Consider the following 25,710-nt stretch of genomic DNA (forward strand, 5'->3'; position numbering starts at 1 on the left):
GTGGTCAGGCAACATGATTCCGATTAGAATCCGAGCATAAAAAAAACACCTCAACCCTGTGGTCTCATACCTTCTTCAGGGAAACCTGCTTGAAAGGAGAGAAACCAATAAGGCTGAAGTGTCTGTTCATACTAGCTATACTCCAATTGCTTGTTAATGTTTCTGTGTTATTCCGATCATTTATAAAAACCGATACTGCGCTTCAATCAGACCGTTGTATACGCCCTGCTTCTGGATGAGCTGCTCATGATTGCCTTCTTCCTTGATCTCCCCGTGATCCAGCACAATAATGTTATCCGCATTGCGAATGGTAGAGAGTCGGTGAGCCACCATAAAGGAAGTGCGTCCCTGGAGCAGCACCTTGAGTGCCTCCTGGATTTTCAGCTCGGTTTCTGTATCAATGCTGGCTGTGGCTTCATCCAGGATCAAAATTCGCGGATCAGCGAGCAACGCACGGGCAAACGACAGCAATTGCCGTTGTCCCATGGACAGCACGTTACCACGTTCTTCAACCTCCGTGTCATATCCACCCGGCAGCTTCATAATAAATTCGTGAGCATTGACGGCTTTGGCGGCTTCCTCTACCTCTTCATTGGTCGCATCCAGCCGTCCAAAACGAATGTTGTCGCGAATGGTTCCCGAGAAAATAAATGTATCCTGCAGCACAATGCTAATCTGACTGCGCAGGCTCTCAACCGTTACATCGCGAACGTCATGTCCGTCGATGGTCAGACGCCCGCTCGTGATGTCATAGAAGCGGCTGATCAGATTGATAATTGTACTTTTCCCCGAGCCTGTGTGACCTACAAGCGCAATGGATTGCCCGGCCTTAGCCGAAAAGCTGATGCCTTTGAGCGCCTGTCTTCCTTTTTCATATTCAAACACCACATTGTCGAACACGATATCCCCTTTAATAGAAGGAAGCGGTCTTGCACCTGGTTTATCCGCGATATGCGGCTTCTCATCCATGAACTCGAAGATACGCTCGGATGAAGCCATCGCCACCAGCAGCTGATTGTACATTTGTCCCAGACGGTTGATCGGGTCCCAGAAGTTGCCGACATAGTTGGCGAAGGCAACGAGCAGACCCACGGTTAACATTTCATTCTGGATGAGATGTGCACCATACCAGAATAGTATGAGCGTGCCGAAGCCGCCTGTGATTTCAATTAACGGACCGAATCCCTGGTTCATGGCGGATGCTTTGTCCCAGGACTTCTTGCTGGACATATTCATATTGTCAAAGTATTTCATATTTTCTTTTTCCTGCGTATACGCCTGCGTTACCCGGATGCCTTGAATGGATTCATTCAAGTGGGAGTTAATTCTGGAGTTCTTCATCCGCACATCCTGCCACGCCCGGCGAATCATGACACGCAGCTTGGTGGATATAATAAACATGATCGGTACCGTAATAATTACAGCCAGCCCCAGCTTCCAGTTGATAAGCAGCAGAATAACGATAATGCCTAGCAGCTGCACACAGTCGATCATGACATTGACCGCACCGTTAGTAAACAGATCCTGCAAGGAGTTAATATCATTCGTTACACGCACAAGCACTGAGCCTGCCGGCCTTTTGTCAAAAAAGTTAAAGGACAGCTTCTGAATATGCTTGAACAAGTCTGAACGAAGATCGTAAATAACCCGCTGCCCAATGACATTTGTCAGCTTGATCCGGTACGTATTAGCCGCCCACTGAATGATATACAGCAGCAGGATTGAACCTGCAATCAGATACAGCAGTGTTACGCTAGGCACTCCGCTTTGCGGCGCAATCGCTTTATCGATAGCCAGACTGATGAGAAACGGTACGGACAATTTCGTAATCGTTCCCAGAATCATCATCAGAATAACGAGCGGCAGCAGCTGCTTCGCATACGGTTTCATATAGGCGAACAATCGCCCGAATTCTTGCCAGTTAAACGGTTTTTCAATAACTTCATCATCCTGATAAACAAATCGTTCATTCATTTTCGGATTCGAGGTCCCTTTGACCTCGCGCCTATCTGTTATCGTCTCGGCACTCATGAGTTCACCTGCTCCCCAGCCTCCCGCTTGCCGCGGGCAATGTAGTCTGCATATTGAATGTTATACACATCCTGGTACGGTCCAGGCACCTGAATAAGCTCTGTATGTTTACCGCGCTGTACAACGCGTCCTTCATCAAGCACCAGAATCTCGTCGGCATGACGCAAGGATGAAATCCGGTGGGCAATAATAAATGTTGTTCTGCCGCGCATAACCTCTTGAAAGCCCGACTGAATTTCGTGTTCGGTTTCCATATCCACCGCGCTGGTTGCATCATCCAGCACAAGAATTTTCGGATTTTTGAGCAATGCCCGGGCAATGGCAATCCGCTGTTTCTGACCACCAGACAGCCCCATGCCGCGTTCGCCCACGACCGTATCGTACCCTTCGGGAAACTCCATAATAAAGTCATGCGCCTTCGCCAGCTTGGCAGCACGGATAATCTCATCCATCGTGACATTTTTCAGTCCGTAGGAGATGTTATTGCGAATGCTGGAAGAGAACAGGAACGTTTCCTGGAACACGGAAGCAATCTGACTCCGCAGGCTGCGAATGCCCATATCCTTAATATTTCTTCCATCCAGCTTGATTGCGCCTGAATTAACGTTATACGCTCGCATCAGCAGCTGAATAATGGTCGATTTACCAGAGCCTGTTCCGCCAAGGAAACCGATTACAGAACCAGGCGGAGCATCAAAATTAATATCCGTTACAGCTGGCATTTTGTTTCCGTAAGCAAAGGTTACTGATTCAAAAGTCACATGACCTCTGACCTGCTCTGATTCCACAATCACCGGGTCTTCTGTCTCTACAACGTCAACAGGGGTATTCAGCAGCTCAAGCACCCGCTCACCGGAAGCTTTGGACTGTGTATAGTTATTGATATGAAACCCAAGTCCCCACATCGGACCAATTATGTACCAGATCAGACTGAAGAAGGCAACAAGTTCACCCAGGGTCAGTGTCTGCTGAATAACCATCCTTCCACCAACTACGAGCAGCAGTACAACACTTACCGATGCCAGGATCTCCATGACAGGAAAATAACGGCTCCATAATGTAGCAGCATGGATTTGATTGGTTTTGTACCGTTCATTCCGTGTGGAGAATTTCTCCACTTCATAAGGCTCGCGTGCAAAGGATTTAACGGTTCTTACACCTGTAATATTCTCTTGTACCGCTGTAGTCAGCGAGCTTAGAGCCAGTCTCATCTCCTGAAATGCAGGGTGAATTTTGGATTCGAATCGAAGCGCAACGAAGGCAAGCAGAGGAATGCAGACAAGGGTCAGCAGCGTTAGCTTCCAGCTCATCGTCATCATCATAATTGCGCCGAACACGACCATTAGAACCATGTTGAGAATCTGGGCGAAACCAAATCCGATAAAGTTACGGATGGCCTCCAAATCTCCCGTGAGGCGGGACATCAGATCACCTGTTTTGGCCGTATCATAATAACGGAAGGATAGAAATTGAAGCTTTTCATAACATGCATTACGCAGGCGGTAGGCCAGATAGTTACCGAGACGCCCACCAAAGAAACCGTGTAAAAATTGCATTCCCGCTTTCAAAATAACGACACCTAACACCGTCAGGGCAAGTATGGGAACGTCTTCAAAATTTCGTGGAACAATGACATCATCAATCAAAATTCGCAGCAGGTTCGGGTAGACCAATCCAAGTGCGGTCGCTAAGGCGAGGAACAAGATTGATACCAGTAAATACGTTCGCTTCTCCCAAAAAAAGGTTTGCAGTTGCCTAAGAACATCCATGTTTCTCCTCCTCTGATGTTGCATTAAATGATATGAACATTTATGAAGTTTATCACCGTCCCCCATTCGCGGCAAAGCGAATAATAGACCATATTCAGGCTGCTTTCAGCTTATTATCGCATTAACGGAGACCAATACCCGACTTTCAATCAAATGTTTGAATATTCTCTATATTTCAGGTTGGTCATACCAAAAAAAGGCTCCCTGTATGCCTTTACAGCGGGAGCCTTTTTGAGCGTGTTTTTGCAACATTTTCAAAGTATTTTGGAAGTTCTCATTTATTTTACAAACGTTTCCATAATCACGACCATGTTGGCTGAAAAAACCTTGTCACAGGACAGGCTATCAATCGCGCACATTTACCCGTCATTAAAACGAAGTGATGCTATTGAAGCATCCATGACCTCTTATTCCTGCATCTGTTCCAGCTGGGCCGACAAAGCGGCCCACTGCTCTGCAGGAATTCCACTTTCGAGCGTATCCTGCAGTCCGCTAATCGCTTCATCCAGCCGCTCGGTGAGCTGACGCGCTTGATGCTGCACCGACTGGCAAACCTGTGTATCGTAAAATTGAATCAGCTTTTGTTCCGAGGCAGGCAGCGCTTCAATAATCATCTGCTTGAGCACAGGATCAAGCACCTCCTGAAGGCGCTGGCGCCCATCTCCTTCAAAGAACTGCTTCGGATTACGGAAGTAACTCCAGTAGTTTTTCCAACCCGACGGTTCCTCCAGCCGGATTTCCTCCAACACCGGTGTGCTCCATTTCTCATCCAAGGTTAAGGATAAATCAATGCCGCTGGTCAGCTGCTTCACCTCATCAATGCATTCGGTGACTTGCTTGGCAACCCATGCCTGCCCGGTCTGCTCCAGTCTCAGTGTCGTGGCAAGCAATTCCTGCTCAAGCTCGATACCGATCATACGCAGCAGTTCCCGGCCGCATGCGGCAAAAGCCGTTTTCAGATTGCCCTGATCCTCCCGCAGCACCGACGGATGGAACGCTTCAGCCATAAACTGACCCAGTCGGAACGCAAGGCGTTGTCTGACATGGAAGAGCAGTTCATTCGTTTCCTGTGTCAACTCATCCTTCATCGCCCGCTGTGCCAAGCGCTGAATCCGCTCACGTGACTGCCCGGAGATCGTCTCCAGTTCATTCCGCCGCTCACGAAGTTTTTCTTCTCCCTGAGCTGCATCTTCCGCGCGTTTGTTCAAGCGCTGGATGACACGTGCCAGCTCCTCGGAAGCTCCACCTACTGCAAGATCAGCCAGCTCCTTGCCCGCAAAGCGGTTAAACTCCTCCTCAAAACGAATGAACCCGGATTGCTGCAGCAGTTCTGCATTGCCATCCATCTTGCCTTCCATCGCCATAATGCTGGATACCGGGAACAAACGAGGGGAACGAATGCCGTTGCTTCGCAGCTCTGTACCTACGTGCTCCAGCACCTGTTCCAGCTCTTCATCGGAAGAGGACAGGTCGCTTGCATTGACAACAAAGAACATCTGATCCATCGCAGAGCTGTCCTTGACCCGCCCCAGCTGATTCAGGAACTGTCGATCTCCTTGAGAGAAGGCATGGTTATAATACGTTACGAAAATGAGCGCATCGGCATTTTTCATATAATTAAACGTTACGCCGGTGTGGCGTGCATTCACGGAATCTGCCCCGGGTGTATCCACCAGCACAATGCCCTGTTCGGTTACATCACAGCTGTAGTATAGATCGATGGAATCCACAAAACAGGATTTCTTCTCGTTCGCTACAAAATTGCGATAACCATTCAGATCGACCAGCACATCCTGACCCAACTGATCCTGCGTCTCCTGCCACCCCGCAGCAGCGGCTTGCAAAAAGCTGTAATGCGGACGTCCAGCCGGATGCACATCCTGCGGTGTCAAGGCTTTCACACGCTTCTGCCATTCTGCGCCAGGCTCGCCAAGCCCCAGCAGGCGGAAGGAATACGCCAGATCCTCCTGGAAGGCGTCCCGGGTCTTCATGCGGACCCGGGCTGTTCCATGCTGCGCGCCGCCGGCCGGAGCCATGATGCGGTTGATCGCCGCTGTCGTTGGATGCGGCGATACGGGTAAGACGGCTTCGCCCAGCAAAGCGTTGGCGAAGGAGGATTTGCCCGCGCTGAACGCACCGAACAGCGCGAGTGTGAACGTGCCGCCCGCAAGCGAAGCTGCGCGTGCACGCAAATCCCGTACCGCCGACCCCATGGCGGGGTACGGCTCCACCAGCACAGCAGCGGCTTCCAGCCGTGCCGCTGCTGCGTCCAGGCGCCGGCGGCGTTCCGCGCCAGCCGCCGCCGGTGCGCCCTGCGCCGCTGCTGCGCGCGGCGGCGCAGGGGCGTGCGTCTGTGGCTGCGCAGCCACAGACGTGAACGTGCCCGCCTGCGGACCGGGAGCTTCGCCCGGTCCAGGCGCGGGCACGTGCGGGCCCTTCACCTCCGGCAACAGCCCGGAGGTGAGGGGGCCCGCAGGAGGCAGCAGGCTGCGCAGCCCTGCTGCCTCTTCGGCGGCGGCGCGCTGGAGCGCCGTGTAGCGCGCCGCCGCCGCCGACTGCGCCAGCAGCGCTGCGCGGCTGGCGTCCAGCGCCTGGAGCGCGGCTTCGCCCTGCGCAGCCAGCGCTTCCAGGATGCGGTCGGCCAGCGCCATGGCCAACTTGCGATACCGGGCCTCGATCTCGCCCCGGACATCCTTGCTGAATTGCATCACATACTCAGGCGACAGCTCTGCACTCGCACTTCGTTTCAGTTCAAGCAATTCCTCATCGATTGCAGGCAGCTCTGAATTCAGTGCCTGCTCCCACTCCGCGCCCCAGATTTGATGGGCTTCACCCAGCTGTCTGAGCATTGTGCGCACGTGAACCTCCACTTGGCTAGTGGTTTGATCCTGCAGCAGCCTCACCAGTTCCGAAGCCCGGCGCTGCTTTTCCTGCTCCGTCTTGCCGCCGGAGAAGAGCAAGCCTACCCGGAAACCCGGCTTGCGGCTTTCCAGATAACTGCCTGCGGAAGTACGAATGTCCGCCGGAGTAAGATTGGCATTAGCCAGCAGCGAATCAAGCTCTGCTCTGAACTTTTCGCGTATCCGCGATGGTTTGCCCTGAATCTCGGCAGCTTGTTCATCCAGATGCGCCAGCTCCTGTGACAAACGTTCAATGCCTTCTTGCCCGCCAATCTCCTCCAGCAGTGCATTTTCCTCATCTTCTCGTTTTCCCGCCTCACGGGTCAGATGCTGCTCCGTAATATGACGAGCCGAACTAGCCAGACTGTGTGAGATCAGCTCTTCTTTGCTCTTCATCATCTGGGTAATAAGTTCGGGAAGCTGCTTCCACTGATTATATCGATGCTGCTGATCCCGCAATGAGGTAAACAGCAGACCATCATAACGCACCTCCCATGCTTCAAAAATCGCTTCTACGCCTTGCACATATTGTTCAAACGAGAGCTCACGCTCCCGGTGTTTATCAATCTGGTTTACGATCAGGAACAGCGGCTTGCCCCAGTCGGACAAACTTTTCGCAAAAGAAAGATTGGTCTCCGACTGAACGTGATTGTAGTCCATCACATAGAACACAACATCTGCCAGATGCAGTGCTGAATGTGTGGCCAGGCTGTGCCCGCGATCGGTTGAATCTACGCCTGGCGTATCCAGTAACACGGCGTCGTCCTGCAAAAGCGGGATATCATCCCATACTTCAATAGAGCTGTATGCCCCGCCGTTTTTACAATATGCCTCGAGCTCTTCGGGTGAAACCTCAAGCATGCCTTTATCGTTATTGTCAGCGCTTACGCTCGGAGACGTATAAATAAGTGCTCTCGGCTTGCCATTGCGAATGGCAACCACATTTGCGCTGGTTGGCACAGGGCCGGAGGGCAGCACCCTTTTACCGCACAAGCTGTTAATCAGACTCGATTTGCCTGCCGAGAAATGTCCGCAGAACGCAATCGTCAAATGTTTTGTTTCCGCCTTGCTGATTAAATCCGTTATTGCCTCTACAGCGGTTTGGTCCCCTGTCTTCTCCATTGCTTCACGCAACGGGTTCAAAGGTGTGGCCATTTCTGCTGGAAAATCTGTTCTGGACATGACTGGCCTTCCTCCTGGCTCCTCTAATTTGACATCCTTATCGACGTCAATCTCTGTTATATCTTATTTAGTTTAACATTATCATGTTTGAATTTGAACGTTTTCACTTGAATCTGCATGTAGATGAATTCCAGATCAATATCATTGCATTACGAGATCATTTCTGCCAGCAATCTGTTCTTAACACAATGTATGTACTACCTGTGGTATGGATAAAAAAATAAAACCGATCATGTCGGTTTTAAAATTTTATACTATAATTTCCGCATAACACGGAACGTTCATCATCAAAAAACTGACCGCATGACATACCATCCTCATCTGCATACACAATAGAACGGTCGTGTCACGGCAGCCAGGTTCTTGATCATAGGTTTTAGACTAAACAAAACTTAGGATACTGCATTCTCCATTTCAGGCAGCAAAATTTCGAAAACCTGACCATGCTGCAAAATCGTAATGTTTCTGCCTTTGTCTCTCATCACAACCACTTCTGGTTTCGTGGACATACGCTCCAGATAATGTTCAGGCACATCACCAGAGTGACTTACAGTGATACCTTCAACTTCTTTTTCTTCATTCTCAGCCATATCCTGTTCAACGATCTGTTCAAAAATATCGGAGAAGGCTTCAAAGTTGTCAGTGTACACGGAAATGCATTTCATCATTATTCATCCTTTTCTGCTGTTGAATTTAACTTTCGTTTTCGGGGAGTTGCACGTTCCTTATCTTTCCTGATCTGGGACGTTTTCATACGTTTTTTCCCTTCCCGGCATATGTCCAGTAACGGACAGATATGACACTGGGGAGATTGAGCCTTGCAATGGTAGCGTCCAAAAAATATAAACCGGTGATGAGTTATAGTCCATTCATCCCGAGGTACGCGCTTCATCAGTTTCTTCTCGACTTCAAGTACGGAGTCATCCCAACCCGCTAGCCCAAGTCTCTTCGACACACGTTCGACATGGGTATCTACAGCGATCGCCGGTACTCCAAACGCGTTTGATACAACGACATTTGCGGTTTTGCGGCCTACTCCTGGCAAAGTGACAAGCTGATCATGCTCCTGCGGCACGTCACCGCCATACTGCTCTATTAAAATTCGGCACATGTTCTGGATATGCTTGGCCTTGTTTCGGTACAGCCCGATTCGACGAATATCCTGCTCCAGCTCTTCAAGAGGAACCGCCAAATAATCTGCCGGACTTTGGTACTTTTGAAACAAATCCGCGGTGACCTTATTCACCGTTTCGTCTGTACACTGTGCAGACAGAAGCACCGCCACCGTTAGTTCAAATGCATTGCTGTGATTTAATTCGCAATGTGCATCAGGAAACATGGCTTCCATTGTTTCGAGTATATGTCTTACCGTCGCTGCATTCATGAAGAGCTACCTCCCAAAAAGCTTGCAAAAAAAACGTCTTGATGCGGGAAAGATCCCGTATCAAGACGGTCATTCTTTTGATCCTCGAAAAGAAACGATTACTGTTTTTGAATCTCAAACACAACATTGTTCAAGAGATACAATACAATATTATCATTATCTCTGAGAGATTGCACGCTTAAAGTGTTGTCACCCTGGTGAACAAATACGCTTGAACCCAGTGCAAAACGATAATTGGTGTCCGTTGTCGTTTCACGTTTAACCAAAATCTGGTTTCCTACTCCATCATAAGACCAGAACTGTTTGCTCATGACAGTAAGTACCCGGAAACGTGTGGAGTTATCCGTATCTTTGGTCATTTCTACACGGTCACCCACCGTAAGGTTACTTAAAGAGGTTAAAGTCGAACCGGATTTCACAACTTTCACCGCTCCCGAAATTGCCACCTTCTCTGTCGAACCATTGAACTGTTTCAAGGTTACGGAAGAAGCATCCACCGCTGTCACTTCAGCAAGTGTACGTTTGACAACCTGAACCGCTTTTGGTGTTGTTCCTTCAAAGGTCACATTGATCAGGCTGCCTGTAACCAGCTGTGCAGGAGTAATCGTTTGACCATTTTCATCCGTCAACACCGCTTGGTCCACATAGAACTGACTAGTAAGCAAATCAGCCTTCACTCGAACTCGGCCATTCGTTTCCACACCTGCAACTTCAAATTGAGCCACAGATTTGAGCGCAATTTTCTGTACCACATCCTGATTCGATCCAAGAGTAACAGTAACATTGTCACCAATCTTCAGATCAGACAAGCTCGCACCGGATTTATTATACATTTCAACCGTTGGAGCTGTTGTATATGGCACAGTCACCGTTTGACTGCCGGATAACAAGCTGATTTTTCGATTTGTAGTATCAATACTTGTGATCGTTCCCTCGTACTTGTAAATGACCTTTACAGACAATGCACGAGTTCCTACATAAGTCAGATCCAGCTTGCGGCCATCATTTAGCAGGGATTCCAGTCCCGCCAATGTCGGTTTGGCTGCGTTATAGTCCATTTTTGTCTTTTCATCAAGCGTAAACACATACGGTTTTTTATTGGCATCCAGTACCGTGAGCACTTTTGTTTTGCTATTGTAGGAGACAACCGTAGCTCCATTCAAAGGCTCCATCTGACGTCCGATGACCTGAATGCGTGTCACCTGATCATCACTGTTTAACGTAAGCTCAACCTTGTCGCCATTGATTGCATCTGTAATCAGATCATTCAGCGTTGCATCCTGAATGCCGTTAATGATCACCTCCGGCTTTTCAATCAGAAGCTTGGCTTCAAGGGAGCCGCCATCGCTTTTGAATGTTACCGTAGACTGATTGCCACCGATCTCAACAAGTGTTCCACGAACGGATTGCTCAACCCCTTGAGCAAGCTCGATCGTTTGCAGCACACTGTCTTTTACCATATATTTCACTGCGCTTCCTGCCTTCAGATCAGACACAGACAGAATACGATTTTGATAACGGATAATCAGATTATCATTATATGTGTACTGTTCGGTTGCTCCGGCTGCATTGACCAGTTTGATCGTTTTGCCAGAAGTCTGTACTTCCGCAATCACACCGTTATCGCTTTTGTTTACGATGCCCGATTTCACCCGGATCGCCACTGTTTTTTTGTCAGCGGAGAATGTCTCACGCTGCACCTCAATAATACTGTCTACTGTAATGTCAGACAATTTAATGGCATTGCCATTTTGATCGATAAATGCTGTGTTCTCGTCGTAACTGTAAGTTTCATAATTTTCGCCTACGAACAAGCCGATTTTATTACCTGACAGCGAACGCGCAAATGTACCTTCAATGCTCTCCACTTGAGGATTGGCATCAATAACCTCGACGTAAGAGGCACTACCCGCTGAGCCTACAACCAGCACTTTGGTGTACAGCTTTACATCCGATGCAGCTGCTCGTGTTTCACTATCCTTGGTAAAATAAAGGGTGCTGCTGTTCACTGCATAATTAACGGCATTGCCGTCAACCATCAGCGTGATCTGCCCGTCTTTTAATCCGGTCACATAACCTGTTGCTGTGTTCGGATATTTCGTATCCGTTAACGATTCCCCGCGGCTGAAAAACGTCGCGAGCTGCGCTCGAGTTACAGAACCTGTCGGATTAAACTTGTTGCCATCCAGGCCTTTGGCCAGATCCAGACTAACAGCCAGATTTACATACCCTTTGGCACTGTCGGAAATGCTTGCATTGTCCGCAAAACCTGTAGACTGATCATTTTGAGCCTTTGCTTCAGCATCCTTGTTAAGTGAGCGAATCAACAATTTAGTGATCCATTCACGTGTTGCCGGTTTTTGGCCCCATGTTGTTTTGGACATATCTGTAGCTGCTTCTTCCGTTTTATCCACGAGTCCCAGTTGAAGTGCGAGTGCAACATATGGCTTGAAGTAGTTGCCCACTTCCATATTTGTCGGTAATGCCGTAGTTGTGGAAGACAACTGGGAGCCCATGTTCATAAAACGAATAGCCATCGTTACTGCTTCTTCCTGTGTTACCGCGTCCCCTGGACGGAACAGACCGTCATTACCGAGAAGAATGCCTTGGTACGCCAGTTTATATACATGTTTCTCAGCCCAAAATCCGGCCTTGATGTCACTGAACAAACCCGTCGGTGCAGCCGTGCTGTTCGCTGCCGCACTTTGACCCTGCCCTGTCTGTGTAGAGTCTGCTGCCATCGCAGCTCCGCCCGAGCTCAGGGCCATCATGCCTGCAAGCACGACAGATGCTACTTTTTTAGAGTGTGATGAATGGTTATATTTAAAAGTCACCTATGATTCCCCTCTCTCATATAAAACGACCTGACCTAATTCCGTGAGGCCACGGTAACACATTAGAAGCATAACCTAATTGGATCTTGTCATTGGATGCTCCAGATCAACATGCCCCATTAAGCTTTCAGATGATTTGCCGTCAACCAGCAGATCAAGTGATTTCACTTCATCGAACTGGAAAAATGTTTGTTTCAGTGCATCCAGCGCGAATACCTCGCCACCTGCACCAAGACGTGCTGTATCTGGCATATGAATATCCAGCGTCAGTGCTCCATCCTTGAACTGAACAGATTTCAGTTCAATATCTTTAGACCAGAGTGGAACAAGCTTATCGTCTTTGCTTTGCTGTAAGGAAGCAAAAGCCGCTTTGTATTTTTCATCCTCTGATGCAAATGCAATTTCAGCTGATGCCTTGTGCAGCTCAAGCTCCTCCGGATCAGTATAGAACACTTCAATGGACTTCTGCTGCTTGCTGTCCGATGCTGAAGGCTTGTCCGTAGAGTTTTCGCCTCCAGAGCTTGTTCCCTCCGAGCTGCTATTTGCCGGAGTGGATGGTGTTGTATTTTCCTCGGAATCCGCCGTTGCAGGATCAGTAATAACCTGACCATCTACCTCTGTTACGCCGGTTCCTGTTTGTGTCTCTGTTCCCGTACCTTGTGTCTGGCTCGGAGCAGCTGTCGGTTTACTGCCACATCCAGCAGCTATAGCCATTACAGTCACCAGCAAAGCTGCGATCCATATTTTTTTGTTCATTCTAACTCCGCCTCCTCAGCATAAGGGTTGTCCCTTATTGAATTCCCAGATACTCCTTGATCCCAGCAACAATACCTTTTGCTACATTGTTCTGGAAATTTTCCGTAAACAGTACAGCCTCATCACTCTTGTTGCTGAGGAATCCGCCCTCCAGTAAAACTGCCGGCATAGTTGTTTCACGGGTTACATGGAGGCTGGCCATCTTCACACCCCGGTCTTTCAAACCCGAAGTCTGCACGAGATACTTATGCATAATGTTAGCCAGTTCCTTGCTCACCGAACGGGAATAATAAGTTTCTACTCCCGATGCCGCGACTGGGCCGCTGTTCGCATGAATAGATATAAAAATATCTGCATTTATGTTTTGTGCAACCTTCACACGTTCTTTCAATGCAAGAAATGTATCATCACTGCGAGTTAATACAACATCGATTTTTGGTTCTTTTTTCAGAAGTGCCTCGACTTTTAATGCCATGGCAAGGTTGAAATCCTTCTCTCTTTTGCCCGTAACACCAATAGCTCCCGGGTCCTGATCTCCATGCCCGGCGTCAATGACTACAACCTTCTTGCCATTGTTGCCAACCGGCTTTGCGGGTGTACCGTTCTGATTATTCAGATCAATCATGATCAATCCAGAATCGTTCTGCACACTGTAGCCTTTGGAACCTGTCAGATCAATGACAAAGCGAATCGTTGAAGGACTGTTGCTGAATAAGGAATAACGAATTTGAGACACATCAGGATAACCGTTTACGACAAGCTGACCATTTTGATTGCTGTCCAGTGCCTGACCTTGGCTGAAAGAATCAGCAAATGCCGTATTAGGCAAATCAATAACGATGCGATCTGGTCCTGTCATCGTGAAGACGTTCGGCTTCGTACTTCCACTTGTTGCAATCATTAAGCGGTTGTCGCTGAAGCTGATGCCGTTCACCAGTACAAGACCTTCCTGATCCGATCCTCCACCATTATTGCCAGAGCTTGGAGGAGTAGTTGTCCCGTTTCCGGAACCAGAATTCTGGGTAACTAATGTTACCGTCTTTGTGGTGTTGTTCCAACCCACCTTGAGACCCATTTGCTCTCCAATAAACCGGAGAGGCACTAATGTCGTACCGTTTTTCACGAGGGGCGGGGCATCCAGGTCTACGTTACTGCCGTTCACCGTTGCCGTCTTTTGTCCAACAATCATCTGCATGGCAGTGTTGTCTTTGCTAATCGTCACCGTTTGCGACTGCTGCTTCCAATCCACGGAATATCCCAGACTTTCAGATACAACACGAATTGGCACCATCACTTTGCTGTTGATGTTCTCCGCTTTCGCACCCGAAGGCTGTACGATCTCGGTCCCGTCTAGGATAATTTTCGTGTCCGCTGCTGCATGACTATAGCCCGGGAAAACAAACCCGAAGACAAATAACAGTACCAAAAAACCGAACTTCTTCATCCTTCACCCCTACCAATCTCATATTTTTTTGCCGCATGTTGCATGTTTGCAACTTCCACTGAACACGTGGGCATTACCAGACACCTATTAGACGCCCGGCAATCTTAAAAGTTGCGAATTTATTCCAACATAACAGAAAAAAAACGTTGACAGATCAAGCTTTTTTTACATTTTAATGTCTGATTTTTTCCTTTTTTATCAAATGTGCATCTTGAAACAACGCGTTGGTCGAATCTGCATGTTTACGAAATTCGATTGGTTACACTCAAATATTCTATAATTCCGTCTACGATCGCCTGAGCACATTGATTCTGATATGCCTCTGATAGCATTAATGCTTCGTCAGCCGGATTACTCAAAAAGCCGAGCTCAAGCAAAACTGCTGGCATGGTTGTTTCTCTGGTTACATGCAGACTTGCCACTTTCACGCCGCGGTCCTTAAGCCCTGTAACAGGCAGTACGTGTTTGTGAAGTGTCTCGGCAAGACTTTTGCTCGCCTCGCGTGTATACAGCGTCTCAATCCCGTTAGGAACAGGCGTTGTAAATTTATTCCCATGAATAGATACAAACAGATCCGCCTGATTCAGCTTTGCTATATCGACACGCTGCTGCAGCGAAAGCTCGGTATCATCCTGACGTGTAATTACAGTCTGAATATCGGGGTTTTGCTCCAGAAGTGTCTTCACTTTAAGTCCGACAGCCAGATTAAAATCTTTCTCATATGCTCCTGTTACACTGACCGCCCCGGACTGGCGCCCCCCATGTCCCGGGTCAATGACTACAACGGCTTTACCACTTTTCTCCGGCAAGGCCGGTTCGCTGTTCGTGGTCCCATTACCAGCCTTAAGATCAACAAGCAGCACGTTATTTTCTCCAAGCGACCAATTTGCGGTAGCATTCTGGCTTAAATCCAGAACGATACGCACCGTTGAAGGAGAACTGCTGAACATGGCAAACCTTACTTTGGAAACCAGCGCAGAATCGGAGATATTCATCTGTCCGCTTCCATCAGGACTTGAGGCCTGTCCCTGCACAAATGTTTGTGAGAAGGTTGTATTTGGCAGGTCTACAATAATCCGCTCCGGCCCGCTAATACTTGATACTTTAGGACTAATGCTTCCACTTGTCGCTACAATCAGACGATCACCGCTGAAACTTATACTTTGCAGCTCACTTGACCCAACCGGAGCAGGCGTATCTACCGGGTCACGATCACTCTCTGTCTCCACAACAGGAGGAATGCTGAACAGGCTAACCGTTTTAGTTCCATTGTCCCATCCAACCTGAAGACCCATGCCCTCACCAACAAAACGAAGTGGAACAAGGGTTGTCCCCTGTTTAATCAGCGGAGGTGCATCCAGATTAACTACGTTCCCATTAACCGTTGCAGCATCTTTGCCCGCCGTCATTTCAATGAGGCTGTTTCCTTTCTGAACGTGCACCGTCTGCGTTGCCTTCTCCCATTTGACGTCGTAACCCAGATTTTCAGACACAATCCGGATCGGGACCATCACGGTTTTACCGATGTTCTCTGCTGGAGCCCCAGCCTTCTGGTCAATAGCTATCCCATCCAGCATGATTGAAGGCACACGATCCGCATGAGCCATCATTGGGAAAAGACAAAGGAACAGGACAAATACGACTGCTGCCGACCATTTCTTCATACGTCATCCACCATTCTTGTTAAGTTATGAACGTTCCAGTTGCATCTTGGGATGAATCTTGTAAAGCGATATGTACCCTTCCATAATCTACTATTCAGTCTATCAGATATTGTCTGTTCATCCGGTTACAACGTTGTCATATTTAGTCGGAAAACGGATGCAATTTATTGTCGTCATGGAGAAATAGTGTACGACTTGAACCATAAAATGGATACACAAAAAACCTCTAAGCAAGCACTGGAAACAACAAGTTTCCAGTTCGCTTAGAGGCCTTTTGCCCGGCATAAAGATACAGATCAATTGAATCAAGCTTCAGTCAAGTTGATCAAAATTCGGATCAAATCGCCATTCGCTTAGCCAAACAGTTTGGCAGCGTGACGTTGTTCATAAGCTGTAATTTCATCATCATGCTGAAGTGTCAGACCGATATCATCCAGTCCCTGCAGCAGGAACTGACGGCGGTGCTCATCCAGATCAAAATCAATATGCAGTCCATGTGCATCTGTAATCGTTTTGTTTTCCAGATTAACATTCAGCTCATAGTTCTCATGGTTGGCTGTACGCTGGAACAAGTCCTCTACTTGCTCTTCAGAGAGCTTGATTGGCAGGATGCCGTTTTTGAAACAGTTGTTATAGAAGATATCCGCAAAAGATGGTGCAATCACACAACGGAATCCATAGTCCATAATCGCCCATGGTGCATGCTCACGTGAGGAGCCGCAGCCAAAGTTGGCACGAGAAATCAAAACGGATGCTCCCTGATAACGAGGTTTGTTCATCTCAAAGGACGGGTTGTTATTTCCCTCTTCGTCAAAACGCCATTCATAGAACAAAAATTGTCCAAATCCGGTCCGTTCAATCCGTTTCAAAAATTGTTTTGGAATAATTGCGTCTGTATCTACATTGACCCGGTCTACCGGTGCAACGATGCCTTGCAGTGTTTTAAATGCTTCCATATGTTCCGTTCTCCCTTCTGGCGATTATCAATTAGATTACTGCTTCAGTTTTGAAATTCCAGTCACGTACGTCTACAAAATGTCCTTTAATCGCTGCCGCTGCCGCCATTGCTGGTGAAACCAGATGTGTACGTCCGCCGCGGCCTTGACGTCCTTCAAAGTTACGGTTGGAAGTCGATGCACAGCGTTGTCCTGGCTGCAATACGTCCGGATTCATCGCGAGGCACATACTGCATCCTGCATCACGCCATTCAAAACCGGCTTCCGTGAAGATTTTGTCCAGACCTTCTTTTTCTGCCTGAATCTTAACACGTCCTGAACCAGGCACGACAATAGCCGTTACGTTGCTGGAAACCGTGTGTCCTTTGGCAACCTTCGCTGCTGCACGCAGATCCTCAATCCGTCCGTTTGTGCACGAACCGATAAATACATAATCAACCGGAATTTCAGAGATCGGTGTTCCAGGAGTCAGACCCATATATTCAAGCGCTTTTTCAGCTGCTTTACGTTCATTTTCAGTTGGCAGTTCTGCCGGTACAGGTACTTTGGAAGAAATATCTGTGCCCATACCCGGGCTAGTGCCCCAAGTAACTTGCGGGATAAGAGACTCAACATCGATTTCAACGACGCGGTCAAACTCGGCACCCTCATCTGTTACAAGCTCTTTCCAAGCCGCAACTGCTTCGTCAAACTTCTCACCTGCCGGTACATATTCACGACCACGCAGATATTCAAACGTTGTTTCGTCCGGTGCAATCATACCTGCTCTTGCTCCGCCCTCGATAGACATGTTGCATACAGTCATGCGTTCTTCCATACTCAGTTCACGGATCGACTCACCTGTGTACTCGATAACATAACCTGTTGCAAAGTCAGTGCCATACTTGGCAATAACCGCGAGGATCATGTCCTTTGCCGTTACACCCGGGTTGCGTTTGCCGACAAAACGAACTTCCATCGTTTTTGCTTTCGCCTGCTGCAAACATTGAGTTGCCATAACGTGCTCTACTTCACTTGTTCCGATACCAAATGCAAGTGCACCAAATGCACCATGCGTGGATGTGTGGCTGTCGCCGCATACAATCGTTTTACCCGGATGAGTCAGGCCCAGCTCAGGTCCCATAACGTGTACAACACCTTGGTCGATCGTATCCAGATCGTACAGCTTCACACCGAAGTCGCGGCAGTTCTGCGACAGTGTGTCGATCTGCTGTTTGGAGATTGGATCAGTAATGTTGAAGCGATCCTTCGTTGGCACGTTGTGATCCATTGTTGCAAATGTCAGCTCTGGACGACGAACCTTGCGGCCGCTCAGGCGAAGACCTTCAAATGCTTGTGGCGATGTTACTTCATGCACCAGATGCAGGTCGATATACAGAATGCTCGGTTTTCCTTCTTCCTGATGAATCACATGATTCTCCCAGATTTTCTCAAACATCGTTTTTTTACTCATCATTTTCACCTCATCATAAGTTCGGTCCTTGGAAGAGCCTCTTGCGTTTGCGTGTAAAAGTGAAGCTCTTGAATGACATTAATATATCACCCTGTCCTTCATTGTTCCAAGATATAATATCTATAGATGTTATAGGTTAAACCTATAATGAGGGAAACAACAATAAACCGCTGTTTATTACAGCAGTCTCAATTGATAACAATTATCATTATCATATAAAACTTATACTACGTTGATGTTCTGCTTCTGTCAATGCTGTAGGCGATTTTTATTTTTGCCGGGCCATAACGTACTCGGTTTTTGTTATCGCTATTAACGAATGCGGCCCTGATCCATGACGAATGCAGCTGTTCTGGTGATAACGGGTTTTTACACTGTAGTGATAACGAATTTTGGCGTTTTAGTCATGACAAGTTTCCGGCCTTTTAGTCATAACGAATTTTTAGCCTTTTAATGATATAATAGCGACATCAATGAAAGGAATGACATCAATTATGGAATTCAGACAACTTCAATATACATTGCAGATTGCTGCCGAACGCAACTTTTCACGAGCAGCAGAGAAATTACATATTGCCCAGCCTTCCTTGAGCCAGCAGCTGTCCAAGCTGGAGAAGGAGCTAGGGGTTCTGCTATTTCAGCGCAATACCAGTACGGTTGAGCTGACTCATGCGGGAGTTACCTTTGTAGAGCAGGCTCAGAAAATTGTGGATGCTGTGGAGCTGCTGCGCCAGGAAATGTCGGATATTTCGCAGCTTCGCAAAGGAAAGGTTGTCGTTGGCAGCATGCCAATCACCGGCTCACATCTGCTTCCGCATGTGCTTCCTGCTTTTCAACTGGCGTATCCTGATATAGAAGTCACTTTGCTGGAGGACTCCGGTCTTGCACTCGAAAAGCTGACGGCCAGCGGCAAAGCGGACCTCAGTCTGCTCTCCTTGCCTTTGCAGGAGCCCAGCTTGTCTTATGTTACGATTGGTGAAGAACGCATTGATCTGGCAGTACCTCCGAATCATCGCCTGGCGCATCGAGGAGACCCGGATCATCCACAGCCTGTGCGAATCGATGAGCTGCGGGAAGAGCCCTTTGTTGTATTAAAAAAAGGACAGGGCTTTCGCAAACTTACCTTTGACCTGTGCGAACAGGCTGGCTTTGATCCACAGGTGGTGTTTGAGAGCACCAATATTGAAACACTGCAATCGCTGGTCGCAACGGGCATGGGCATCACTTTGGTTCCCCGCTTTATCGCCCGTGCTCCGCGCAGTGAATTCGTGCCGGTGTATGTGCCCCTTGCTGAGCCGACGCCTAGCCGTACTCTAGTTGTCGCTTATCGCCAGGGGCGAGTGCTCTCCAAAGCAGCAGAAGCCTTTATTCAAACCTTTCAGCAAACGGTCGCAGCGCTGTCCAAATCCGATAACTTGTCAGGTTAAAGTGCTGGCAGTCCAAGTCGACTACAGTCCGCGGTGAACCTGCTCGCTGCCGGAATATAACCGAACTCACGCGAAGTCGTCACATATAAGACGTCCATCTGTTGGTTATCATGTGTTGGTGGTCATCTGTGTTCATATGTTGAGCCACTTATTGGAGCAGAAGCTGAAGTAAAAGGGATGGAGAAGGACGTGAAATGCTCATACTGAAAATTTGCACGCAACAGCAGGCATTTATGCACGTTCAGCAGGTATTTTGTCTGCATTCAGCGTGAATTCAGTATGCAATTTGCGTGCATCCAGCATGAATCCAGTATGTATATTGCATGCATTCAGTATGGATCCAGTATATATTTTGCATGCATTCAGCGCAGATTCAGTACGCATTTTTCATGCAATTGCGAGCGAAACTGCTCCAGAGCCTGATGCCGAGCGCTAACGATTCCCACAGACCTTATTTACGCATTTTACACCACTTTTAATTTCTAACGAATCTATAGAACGTTATTTCAACTGAAGAGGGCAAAATCCCCTCAATTCATGTCTAAAACCTGGAAATAACGTCTCTGTGATTCGTTAGAATTACAAATTGGTGATTTTACGTTAAATAGCATCCTGAGGATTCGTTAGAATTCTTGCGACCTTAACCTTCCCCGTTCCTTCGCCTTACCTTTCAATTTTCACCATTTTCCCGTTGCTCCCCCTTCTTTTCGTTGTCCACCGTTGGTTTCCATTGCTTATATTTGTTTTTCCTTTCCTCCATCTGCTTTTCCGTTGTTCAGCTTACTTTATACTTTGTTCGCGTCCCTCTACCTTTCCTTTCCTTCACTTCAATTTACTTCACTTCATTTCAGTTTACTTTTCTTTACTCCACTTCACATCACTCTACTCCACCTTACCTTCCTTACCTTTACTCCTTGCGCTCCACTGTTTTCTTCACCCCAGCGTTTCCGACTCTTTCCTGCCAAAATATATACCTGGTCTGCGGTCCTCAAACACGGGAATGCGTCCACGAACTTCATCAACCAAAGCAGGGCGAATCACACCTGTTACGATCTCTTCCCCTTCACCGCCTTCAGCTACAATCTCACCCCACGGATCGATGATCAGGGAGTGACCAAAAAATTCAGTGTCTCCCCCTTTGCCCACACGATTACATGCAATGACATACATCTGATTCTCAATTGCTCTCGCCGTCAGCAATGTGCGCCAGTGATGCAGACGGGGATTCGGCCATTCGGCTGGCACAATTAAAGCACGAGCACCGTTCAGAGCCAGCGTCCGGGCTAATTCGGGAAAACGTATATCGTAACAGATCGATGCCCCTGCGGTCAGACCGCTGCCCAGCTCGAACAATTCAGGCTGAGCGCCTGGTTCCAAATATTTTTCCTCATCCATCAACCGGAACAGATGAAGTTTATCGTAACGTGATACTTCTTCCCCTGCTTCATTATAGGCATACATCGTATTATATATTTGCCCGTCACGCTTTTCGGCAATGGAGCCACCCACAATCGAAAGCCCATGCTGCTTGGCAAAAGCCGACAGCCATGCTCTTGACGTTTGTCCCTCCGGGTCAGCAAGCTCATGAATTTGCGTCAAAGCATATCCTGTGTTCCACATCTCGGGAAGCACGGCCAGCTTCAAATCCGGATATTGTTCTACTGCACGTTCCAGCAGCATCTGCATGTGAGCATGGTTTGCTTCCGGGTCCCCCAGCTTAATATCCCCCTGGATCAATGCCACCCGTAATTCCCCTTGTTGTTCAGTCATCCCCCAACACTCCTCCAAAACGTAATACTTGATATCATAGCCTGATCCCGAGAAACTCCGCAACTGTATTACTGCAAATGGCTGTCTAACAAATCAGGTAATTTTTCCAGCAGCTGCTCACATGTCTGTGCATCACCTGAATTCCAGACCAGCTCCTCTAATGGATAAACACGTCCCTGTTCTACAGCCGCAAGATTTCTCCACTCTGGACTTTGCAGCAGCCTCTCTGTGGCATGTCGTGCAGCCGGCTCCTGAGGTAACATGAGGAAAAGGTAGTCTCCCGCATATTCGTGAACCTCATCAGCTGAAATTTCTTTATATGCTCTGCCTGCCGCAAGAGCTTCCTGCACCTTGCACACCGGCCTGAAGCCAAGCGGATGATACAATAGTGGCGCAATTCCGATGTTCCCCATCACAAACAGTCGTACTCTGCGATGATATGTCGGTACAGAAGCTGTTTCGCCGCGTGATATTGCTTTGCTAATTTTCTCCCACATTTGCACAAGTTGTTTCTCATACGAACTTAACCATCGTTTAGCCTTGTTCTGTCTGCCAAACCAGCTCCCTGCTCTGCTCAAACGTTCGTGGAGAGACGCATGGGAGTTGTAAGCCAGTGTAGGCGCAATGCGTGAAAATTGCTCATACTGCTCCTCATCTTCGCTATCCATAATAATCAGGTCTGGCTTTAAAAGGCGAGCCGTTTCGACATTCATATGAGCCACTGGATCATCCGCATGTTCCCCTAGTAAGGGGATGCCTAATACTCGCAAATCTCCGGCCGTATGACCAAAAAAGAGAACTCTCTCTGGATTTGCAGGAATTTGTACGTCATGTCCCAGCCAATCCTTTACCAGCGTCTGCTGTTGGATTGACCTGTCATACTGCCTGGGGGATAATCCGGTGATCTGGCGAAAACGTCTGCTAAAATAATACTCATCTTTAAATCCGACAAAGCCCGCAATATCACGTAAAGGTGCATCTGTCTTGCGCAGCCATTCCTTCGCATGCTGAATACGAACAAGATTGATATAGTCAAGCGGTTTGTGTCCCGTTCGCTCCCTGAACATTGTTGTGTATAAGGCTGGCCGAATACTAGCCATACTTGCAAGCTTTTGCACAGAGATTTCATCGGCATAATGTGCATCTATATACTGAATGGTGCTGACTAATCTGGATTCTGTTTTTGAGAAATATTATCACTCTGGATTTCATGCATTCATGCTTCCACATTTCCGATGTTGCTGTTTTATTCCCTGTAATCCATTCCTCGGCCTCTTGCTTTATATCTAACATATCACCAAGAATTTGCATTCGATCTTCCAACGATGCAAATGAGTTAAAGGTTACTGTCATCTCCCCCTATACAGCTCGGGATTGACGTGATAAATTAATAAAAACGTTTGGCTATAAATGAACCTTCGGAGTGATAAATACGATGACCAATGCTGACTATACTTCTTCACGTTCTGCTTTTCCCATTCCATCTGCTGATATGCTGTCTCAGCTGCCCACGCAATTTTTTGCAACGCTCGTGCAAAACGTTAATCGTGAGATCGCAGACGGTCATGATGTTATCAATCTGGGCCAGGGCAACCCTGACACCCCTACACCGCCGCATATTATCCGTTCCTTACAAGAGTCGGCTGAGAATCCGCTGTATCACAAATACTCCCCGTTTCGCGGATACGCCTTTCTCAAGGAAGCTGTCGCCAAGCGATATAAGGAAGACTATAATGTCGATCTTGACCCCGAAACCGAAGTGGCTATTCTTTTTGGCGGCAAAACCGGACTCGTCCAATTACCACAAATATTGTTGAATCCGGGTGACGTATGCCTTGTTCCAGATCCGGGGTACCCGGATTACTGGTCGGGCGTTGCAATCGCGCAGGCACGTATGAGCTTTATGCCGTTATTGGAAGGCAACGGGTTTCTGCCCGATTACGAGGCAATTTCCGCAGATGACAGGCAGAAAGCCAAGCTGATGTTTCTGAACTATCCGAACAATCCAACCTCGGCTGCGGCTCCGTTATCCTTCTATGAGGATACCGTTGAATTTGCAATACAAAATCAGATTGTGGTGGCTAGTGATTTTGCATATGGCGCTATCGGTTACGACGGCCATCGCCCGGTGAGCTTCTTGCAGGCTCCGGGAGCAAAAGAAGTGGGGATCGAGTTTTATACGTTATCCAAAACGTACAACATGGCTGGATGGCGTGTTGGATTTGCGCTGGGTAATGCGGAGATCATCTCTAAAATCAATTTGCTGCAGGATCATATTTATGTCAGCCTGTTTGGCGGCATTCAGGCTGCGGCGGCCGAAGCCCTCACAGGTCCGCAGGATTGTGTTACTTCGCTCGTAGCCAAGTATGCATCCCGCCGTGATGCGTTTTATGAAGCCCTCTCCTCCATCGGCTGGCAGGCTCCGAAACCACAAGGTTCTTTTTTCGGCTGGCTGCCTGTATCCGGCGCTTACAGCTCTGCTGAATTTGCTAACATTCTGCTAAGAGAGGCAAAAGTGGCTGTTGCGCCAGGCATCGGCTTTGGTTCCCACGGGGAAGGCTATGTACGCATAGGTCTTCTGAGTGATGAGCAGCGATTGCAGGAGGCCGCAGAGCGAATTGGCAGACTGCAGCTCTTCAATTAAAGGTATCGTTCGTTTTGCAAAAGTACATGGCTACAATCCCTTTGCATATGCCAACTTTCCATGGTATGTTATAAGAAATAGTTAGAACGAAACGTGATGACGGGACCAGTAAGAGAGAACCGGCTGTGCACAGAGAGTAAATTCCATTCGGTTGAGAGAATTTACCGCAGCTTCTTTCCGAAACCTACCCCTGAGCGGCCTGTTGCACACAGGACAGTGCCTTCTGTTACAGGGCATGAAGCCGGATGATCTGATCATCAATAAAGGTGGTACCGCGGAAGTAACGAACTTTCGTCCTTTTTAACCAAAGGACGAGAGTTTTTTTTGTACCTGAACAGGCTGCTCACCATCACTGATTAATTATGTTTAAGGAAGTGAAACCATGACTTCACGTATTGTCGTTAAAATCGGGAGCAGCTCATTAACCACAGAGGAAGGCGGTCTGGATCGCCGTGCCATATCTTTTTTTGCAGACGAGATTGCCTCTCTTGCAGCACAGGGTCACGAAGTTTTGCTTGTCACCTCTGGAGCAGTTGCTGCCGGATTTCGGGAGATTGGATATCCCCAGCGTCCCAAACTGTTACATGAGAAACAAGCAGCGGCGGCTGTAGGGCAAGCTTTGCTGATGCAGGCATATCAACAGGCTTTTGCAGCGCACCGCGTTACTACAGCGCAAATTTTATTGACCCGTACCGACTTTCACAGCCGTAAACGTATGGGAAATGCCGGTATGACGGTAGAGGAGCTGCTCAAACAAGGTGTCATTCCGATTTTTAACGAAAATGATACAGTATCTGTTGACGAGCTGAAATTCGGGGATAATGACCTGCTCTCTGCACTGGTTGCCAATCTGGTCAAAGCTCAGCATCTTATCATTGTGACGGATACCAACGGACTGTATACCGCTGATCCGCGCAAAGATCCGGCAGCAACTCGTTATGACCGCATCCCCGAGATCACAGCCGAGATATACGCCTACGCTGGCGGCTCGGGATCAACCGTGGGAACGGGCGGCATGCGCTCCAAAGTTGATGCGGCCAAGGTCGCTACACGCGGAGGTGTACCTGTTTTTGTTGGAAGTGTGAAAGAGCCTGGAGATATGCAGCTGGCAGTAGATGGAACGGGTAAAGGTACCTATTTCGAGACCAAGCTAGCTTCGCTCTCCCGTAAAAAACAATGGCTGGGCTTTATGTCCACACCGCTTGGTACAGTCGTGGTCGATCATGGTGCCGAGGAAGCGCTAGTACATGGCGGGCACAGCCTGCTTCCCGTAGGGGTCAAACGAGTTGAGGGCACGTTCCACGCGGGTGATGTCGTGGAGGTGCTCGGACCGGATGATTCACTTCTGGGACGGGGTATCGTCAATTACGATGATGATCAGCTTCGTCAGATTGCAGGAATGCCTAGCGGCGAGGTAATGAAACACCTGAACAGCATACACAGACTTGAAGTCATTCATCGTGATGAATGGATTACATTAAAATAAAACTCCTGAG

At 48.2% G+C, this 25,710-nt stretch carries 16 protein-coding genes; 3 read left to right on the forward strand and 13 right to left on the reverse strand.

All coding sequences use genetic code 11. The annotated features are described in order from the left end of the window. Positions 1–180: 180 nt before the first annotated feature. From ACQSGY_RS10955 to leuC, 11 genes are all read right to left on the reverse strand, one after another. A complete protein-coding gene (locus ACQSGY_RS10955; RefSeq protein WP_216514738.1) occupies positions 181–2,031 on the reverse strand; it encodes an ABC transporter ATP-binding protein in 1,851 nt (616 codons plus the stop codon). After that, complete coding sequence (locus ACQSGY_RS10960; protein ID WP_188591028.1) at positions 2,028–3,800, reverse strand: ABC transporter ATP-binding protein; 1,773 nt, start codon at positions 3,798–3,800, stop codon at positions 2,028–2,030. The genes ACQSGY_RS10955 and ACQSGY_RS10960 overlap by 4 nt, the downstream gene beginning before the upstream one ends. A gap of 407 nt (positions 3,801–4,207) precedes the next feature. After that, complete coding sequence (locus ACQSGY_RS10965; RefSeq protein WP_427051921.1) at positions 4,208–7,882, reverse strand: dynamin family protein; 3,675 nt, start codon at positions 7,880–7,882, stop codon at positions 4,208–4,210. A gap of 392 nt (positions 7,883–8,274) precedes the next feature. Then, complete coding sequence (locus ACQSGY_RS10970; protein ID WP_110894196.1) at positions 8,275–8,547, reverse strand: NAD/NADP transhydrogenase alpha subunit; 273 nt, start codon at positions 8,545–8,547, stop codon at positions 8,275–8,277. A gap of 2 nt (positions 8,548–8,549) precedes the next feature. Further along, on the reverse strand, positions 8,550–9,266 hold the full coding sequence (gene nth, locus ACQSGY_RS10975) for an endonuclease III (RefSeq protein WP_111271348.1): 717 nt from the start codon (positions 9,264–9,266) through the stop codon (positions 8,550–8,552). A 98-nt stretch (positions 9,267–9,364) separates the two neighbouring features. Beyond that, positions 9,365–12,100: an S-layer homology domain-containing protein gene (locus ACQSGY_RS10980; protein WP_427051922.1), complete on the reverse strand. Its 2,736-nt coding sequence runs from the start codon at positions 12,098–12,100 to the stop codon at positions 9,365–9,367. A gap of 75 nt (positions 12,101–12,175) precedes the next feature. After that, positions 12,176–12,856 carry a GerMN domain-containing protein gene (locus tag ACQSGY_RS10985; RefSeq protein ID WP_427051923.1) on the reverse strand — a complete coding sequence of 227 codons (681 nt, stop codon included), beginning with the start codon at positions 12,854–12,856 and terminating at the stop codon, positions 12,176–12,178. Positions 12,857–12,890: 34 nt separating this feature from the next. Continuing rightward, the gene (locus ACQSGY_RS10990; RefSeq protein WP_427051924.1) at positions 12,891–14,300 is read right to left on the reverse strand and encodes an N-acetylmuramoyl-L-alanine amidase; all 1,410 of its coding nucleotides are present in this window, start codon (positions 14,298–14,300) and stop codon (positions 12,891–12,893) included. Positions 14,301–14,542: 242 nt separating this feature from the next. After that, positions 14,543–15,964: an N-acetylmuramoyl-L-alanine amidase gene (locus ACQSGY_RS10995; protein ID WP_427051925.1), complete on the reverse strand. Its 1,422-nt coding sequence runs from the start codon at positions 15,962–15,964 to the stop codon at positions 14,543–14,545. A gap of 353 nt (positions 15,965–16,317) precedes the next feature. Next, entirely contained in the window at positions 16,318–16,920 is a 603-nt protein-coding gene (leuD, locus tag ACQSGY_RS11000; RefSeq protein ID WP_111271353.1) for a 3-isopropylmalate dehydratase small subunit, read from the reverse strand. A 31-nt stretch (positions 16,921–16,951) separates the two neighbouring features. Further along, positions 16,952–18,373: a 3-isopropylmalate dehydratase large subunit gene (leuC, locus tag ACQSGY_RS11005; protein ID WP_145403630.1), complete on the reverse strand. Its 1,422-nt coding sequence runs from the start codon at positions 18,371–18,373 to the stop codon at positions 16,952–16,954. A 494-nt stretch (positions 18,374–18,867) separates the two neighbouring features. Between leuC and ACQSGY_RS11010 the strand changes: the two genes are divergently transcribed. Continuing rightward, on the forward strand, positions 18,868–19,800 hold the full coding sequence (locus ACQSGY_RS11010) for a LysR family transcriptional regulator (RefSeq protein WP_111271355.1): 933 nt from the start codon (positions 18,868–18,870) through the stop codon (positions 19,798–19,800). Positions 19,801–20,733: 933 nt separating this feature from the next. Here the strand turns inward: ACQSGY_RS11010 and ACQSGY_RS11015 are convergent. Together ACQSGY_RS11015 and ACQSGY_RS11020 are read right to left on the reverse strand one after the other, a co-directional pair. Next, on the reverse strand, positions 20,734–21,570 hold the full coding sequence (locus ACQSGY_RS11015; protein ID WP_427051926.1) for a carbon-nitrogen family hydrolase: 837 nt from the start codon (positions 21,568–21,570) through the stop codon (positions 20,734–20,736). 68 nt (positions 21,571–21,638) lie between these two features. Then, complete coding sequence (locus ACQSGY_RS11020) at positions 21,639–22,670, reverse strand: ABC transporter substrate-binding protein (protein ID WP_427051927.1); 1,032 nt, start codon at positions 22,668–22,670, stop codon at positions 21,639–21,641. 335 nt (positions 22,671–23,005) lie between these two features. On the opposite strand from ACQSGY_RS11020, the gene ACQSGY_RS11025 reads away from it, so the two are divergent. Together ACQSGY_RS11025 and proB are read left to right on the forward strand one after the other, a co-directional pair. Continuing rightward, positions 23,006–24,214 (forward strand): pyridoxal phosphate-dependent aminotransferase, encoded by a 1,209-nt coding sequence (locus ACQSGY_RS11025; protein ID WP_427051928.1) that lies wholly within the window; start codon positions 23,006–23,008, stop codon positions 24,212–24,214. Positions 24,215–24,596: 382 nt separating this feature from the next. After that, entirely contained in the window at positions 24,597–25,700 is a 1,104-nt protein-coding gene (gene proB / locus ACQSGY_RS11030) for a glutamate 5-kinase (protein ID WP_184187369.1), read from the forward strand. The last annotated feature ends 10 nt before the right edge of the window (positions 25,701–25,710 follow it).

Origin of the sequence: Paenibacillus sp. TC-CSREp1 (assembly GCF_050171015.1) — a bacterium.
Taxonomy (GTDB): Bacteria; Bacillota; Bacilli; order Paenibacillales; family Paenibacillaceae; genus Paenibacillus; species Paenibacillus silvae.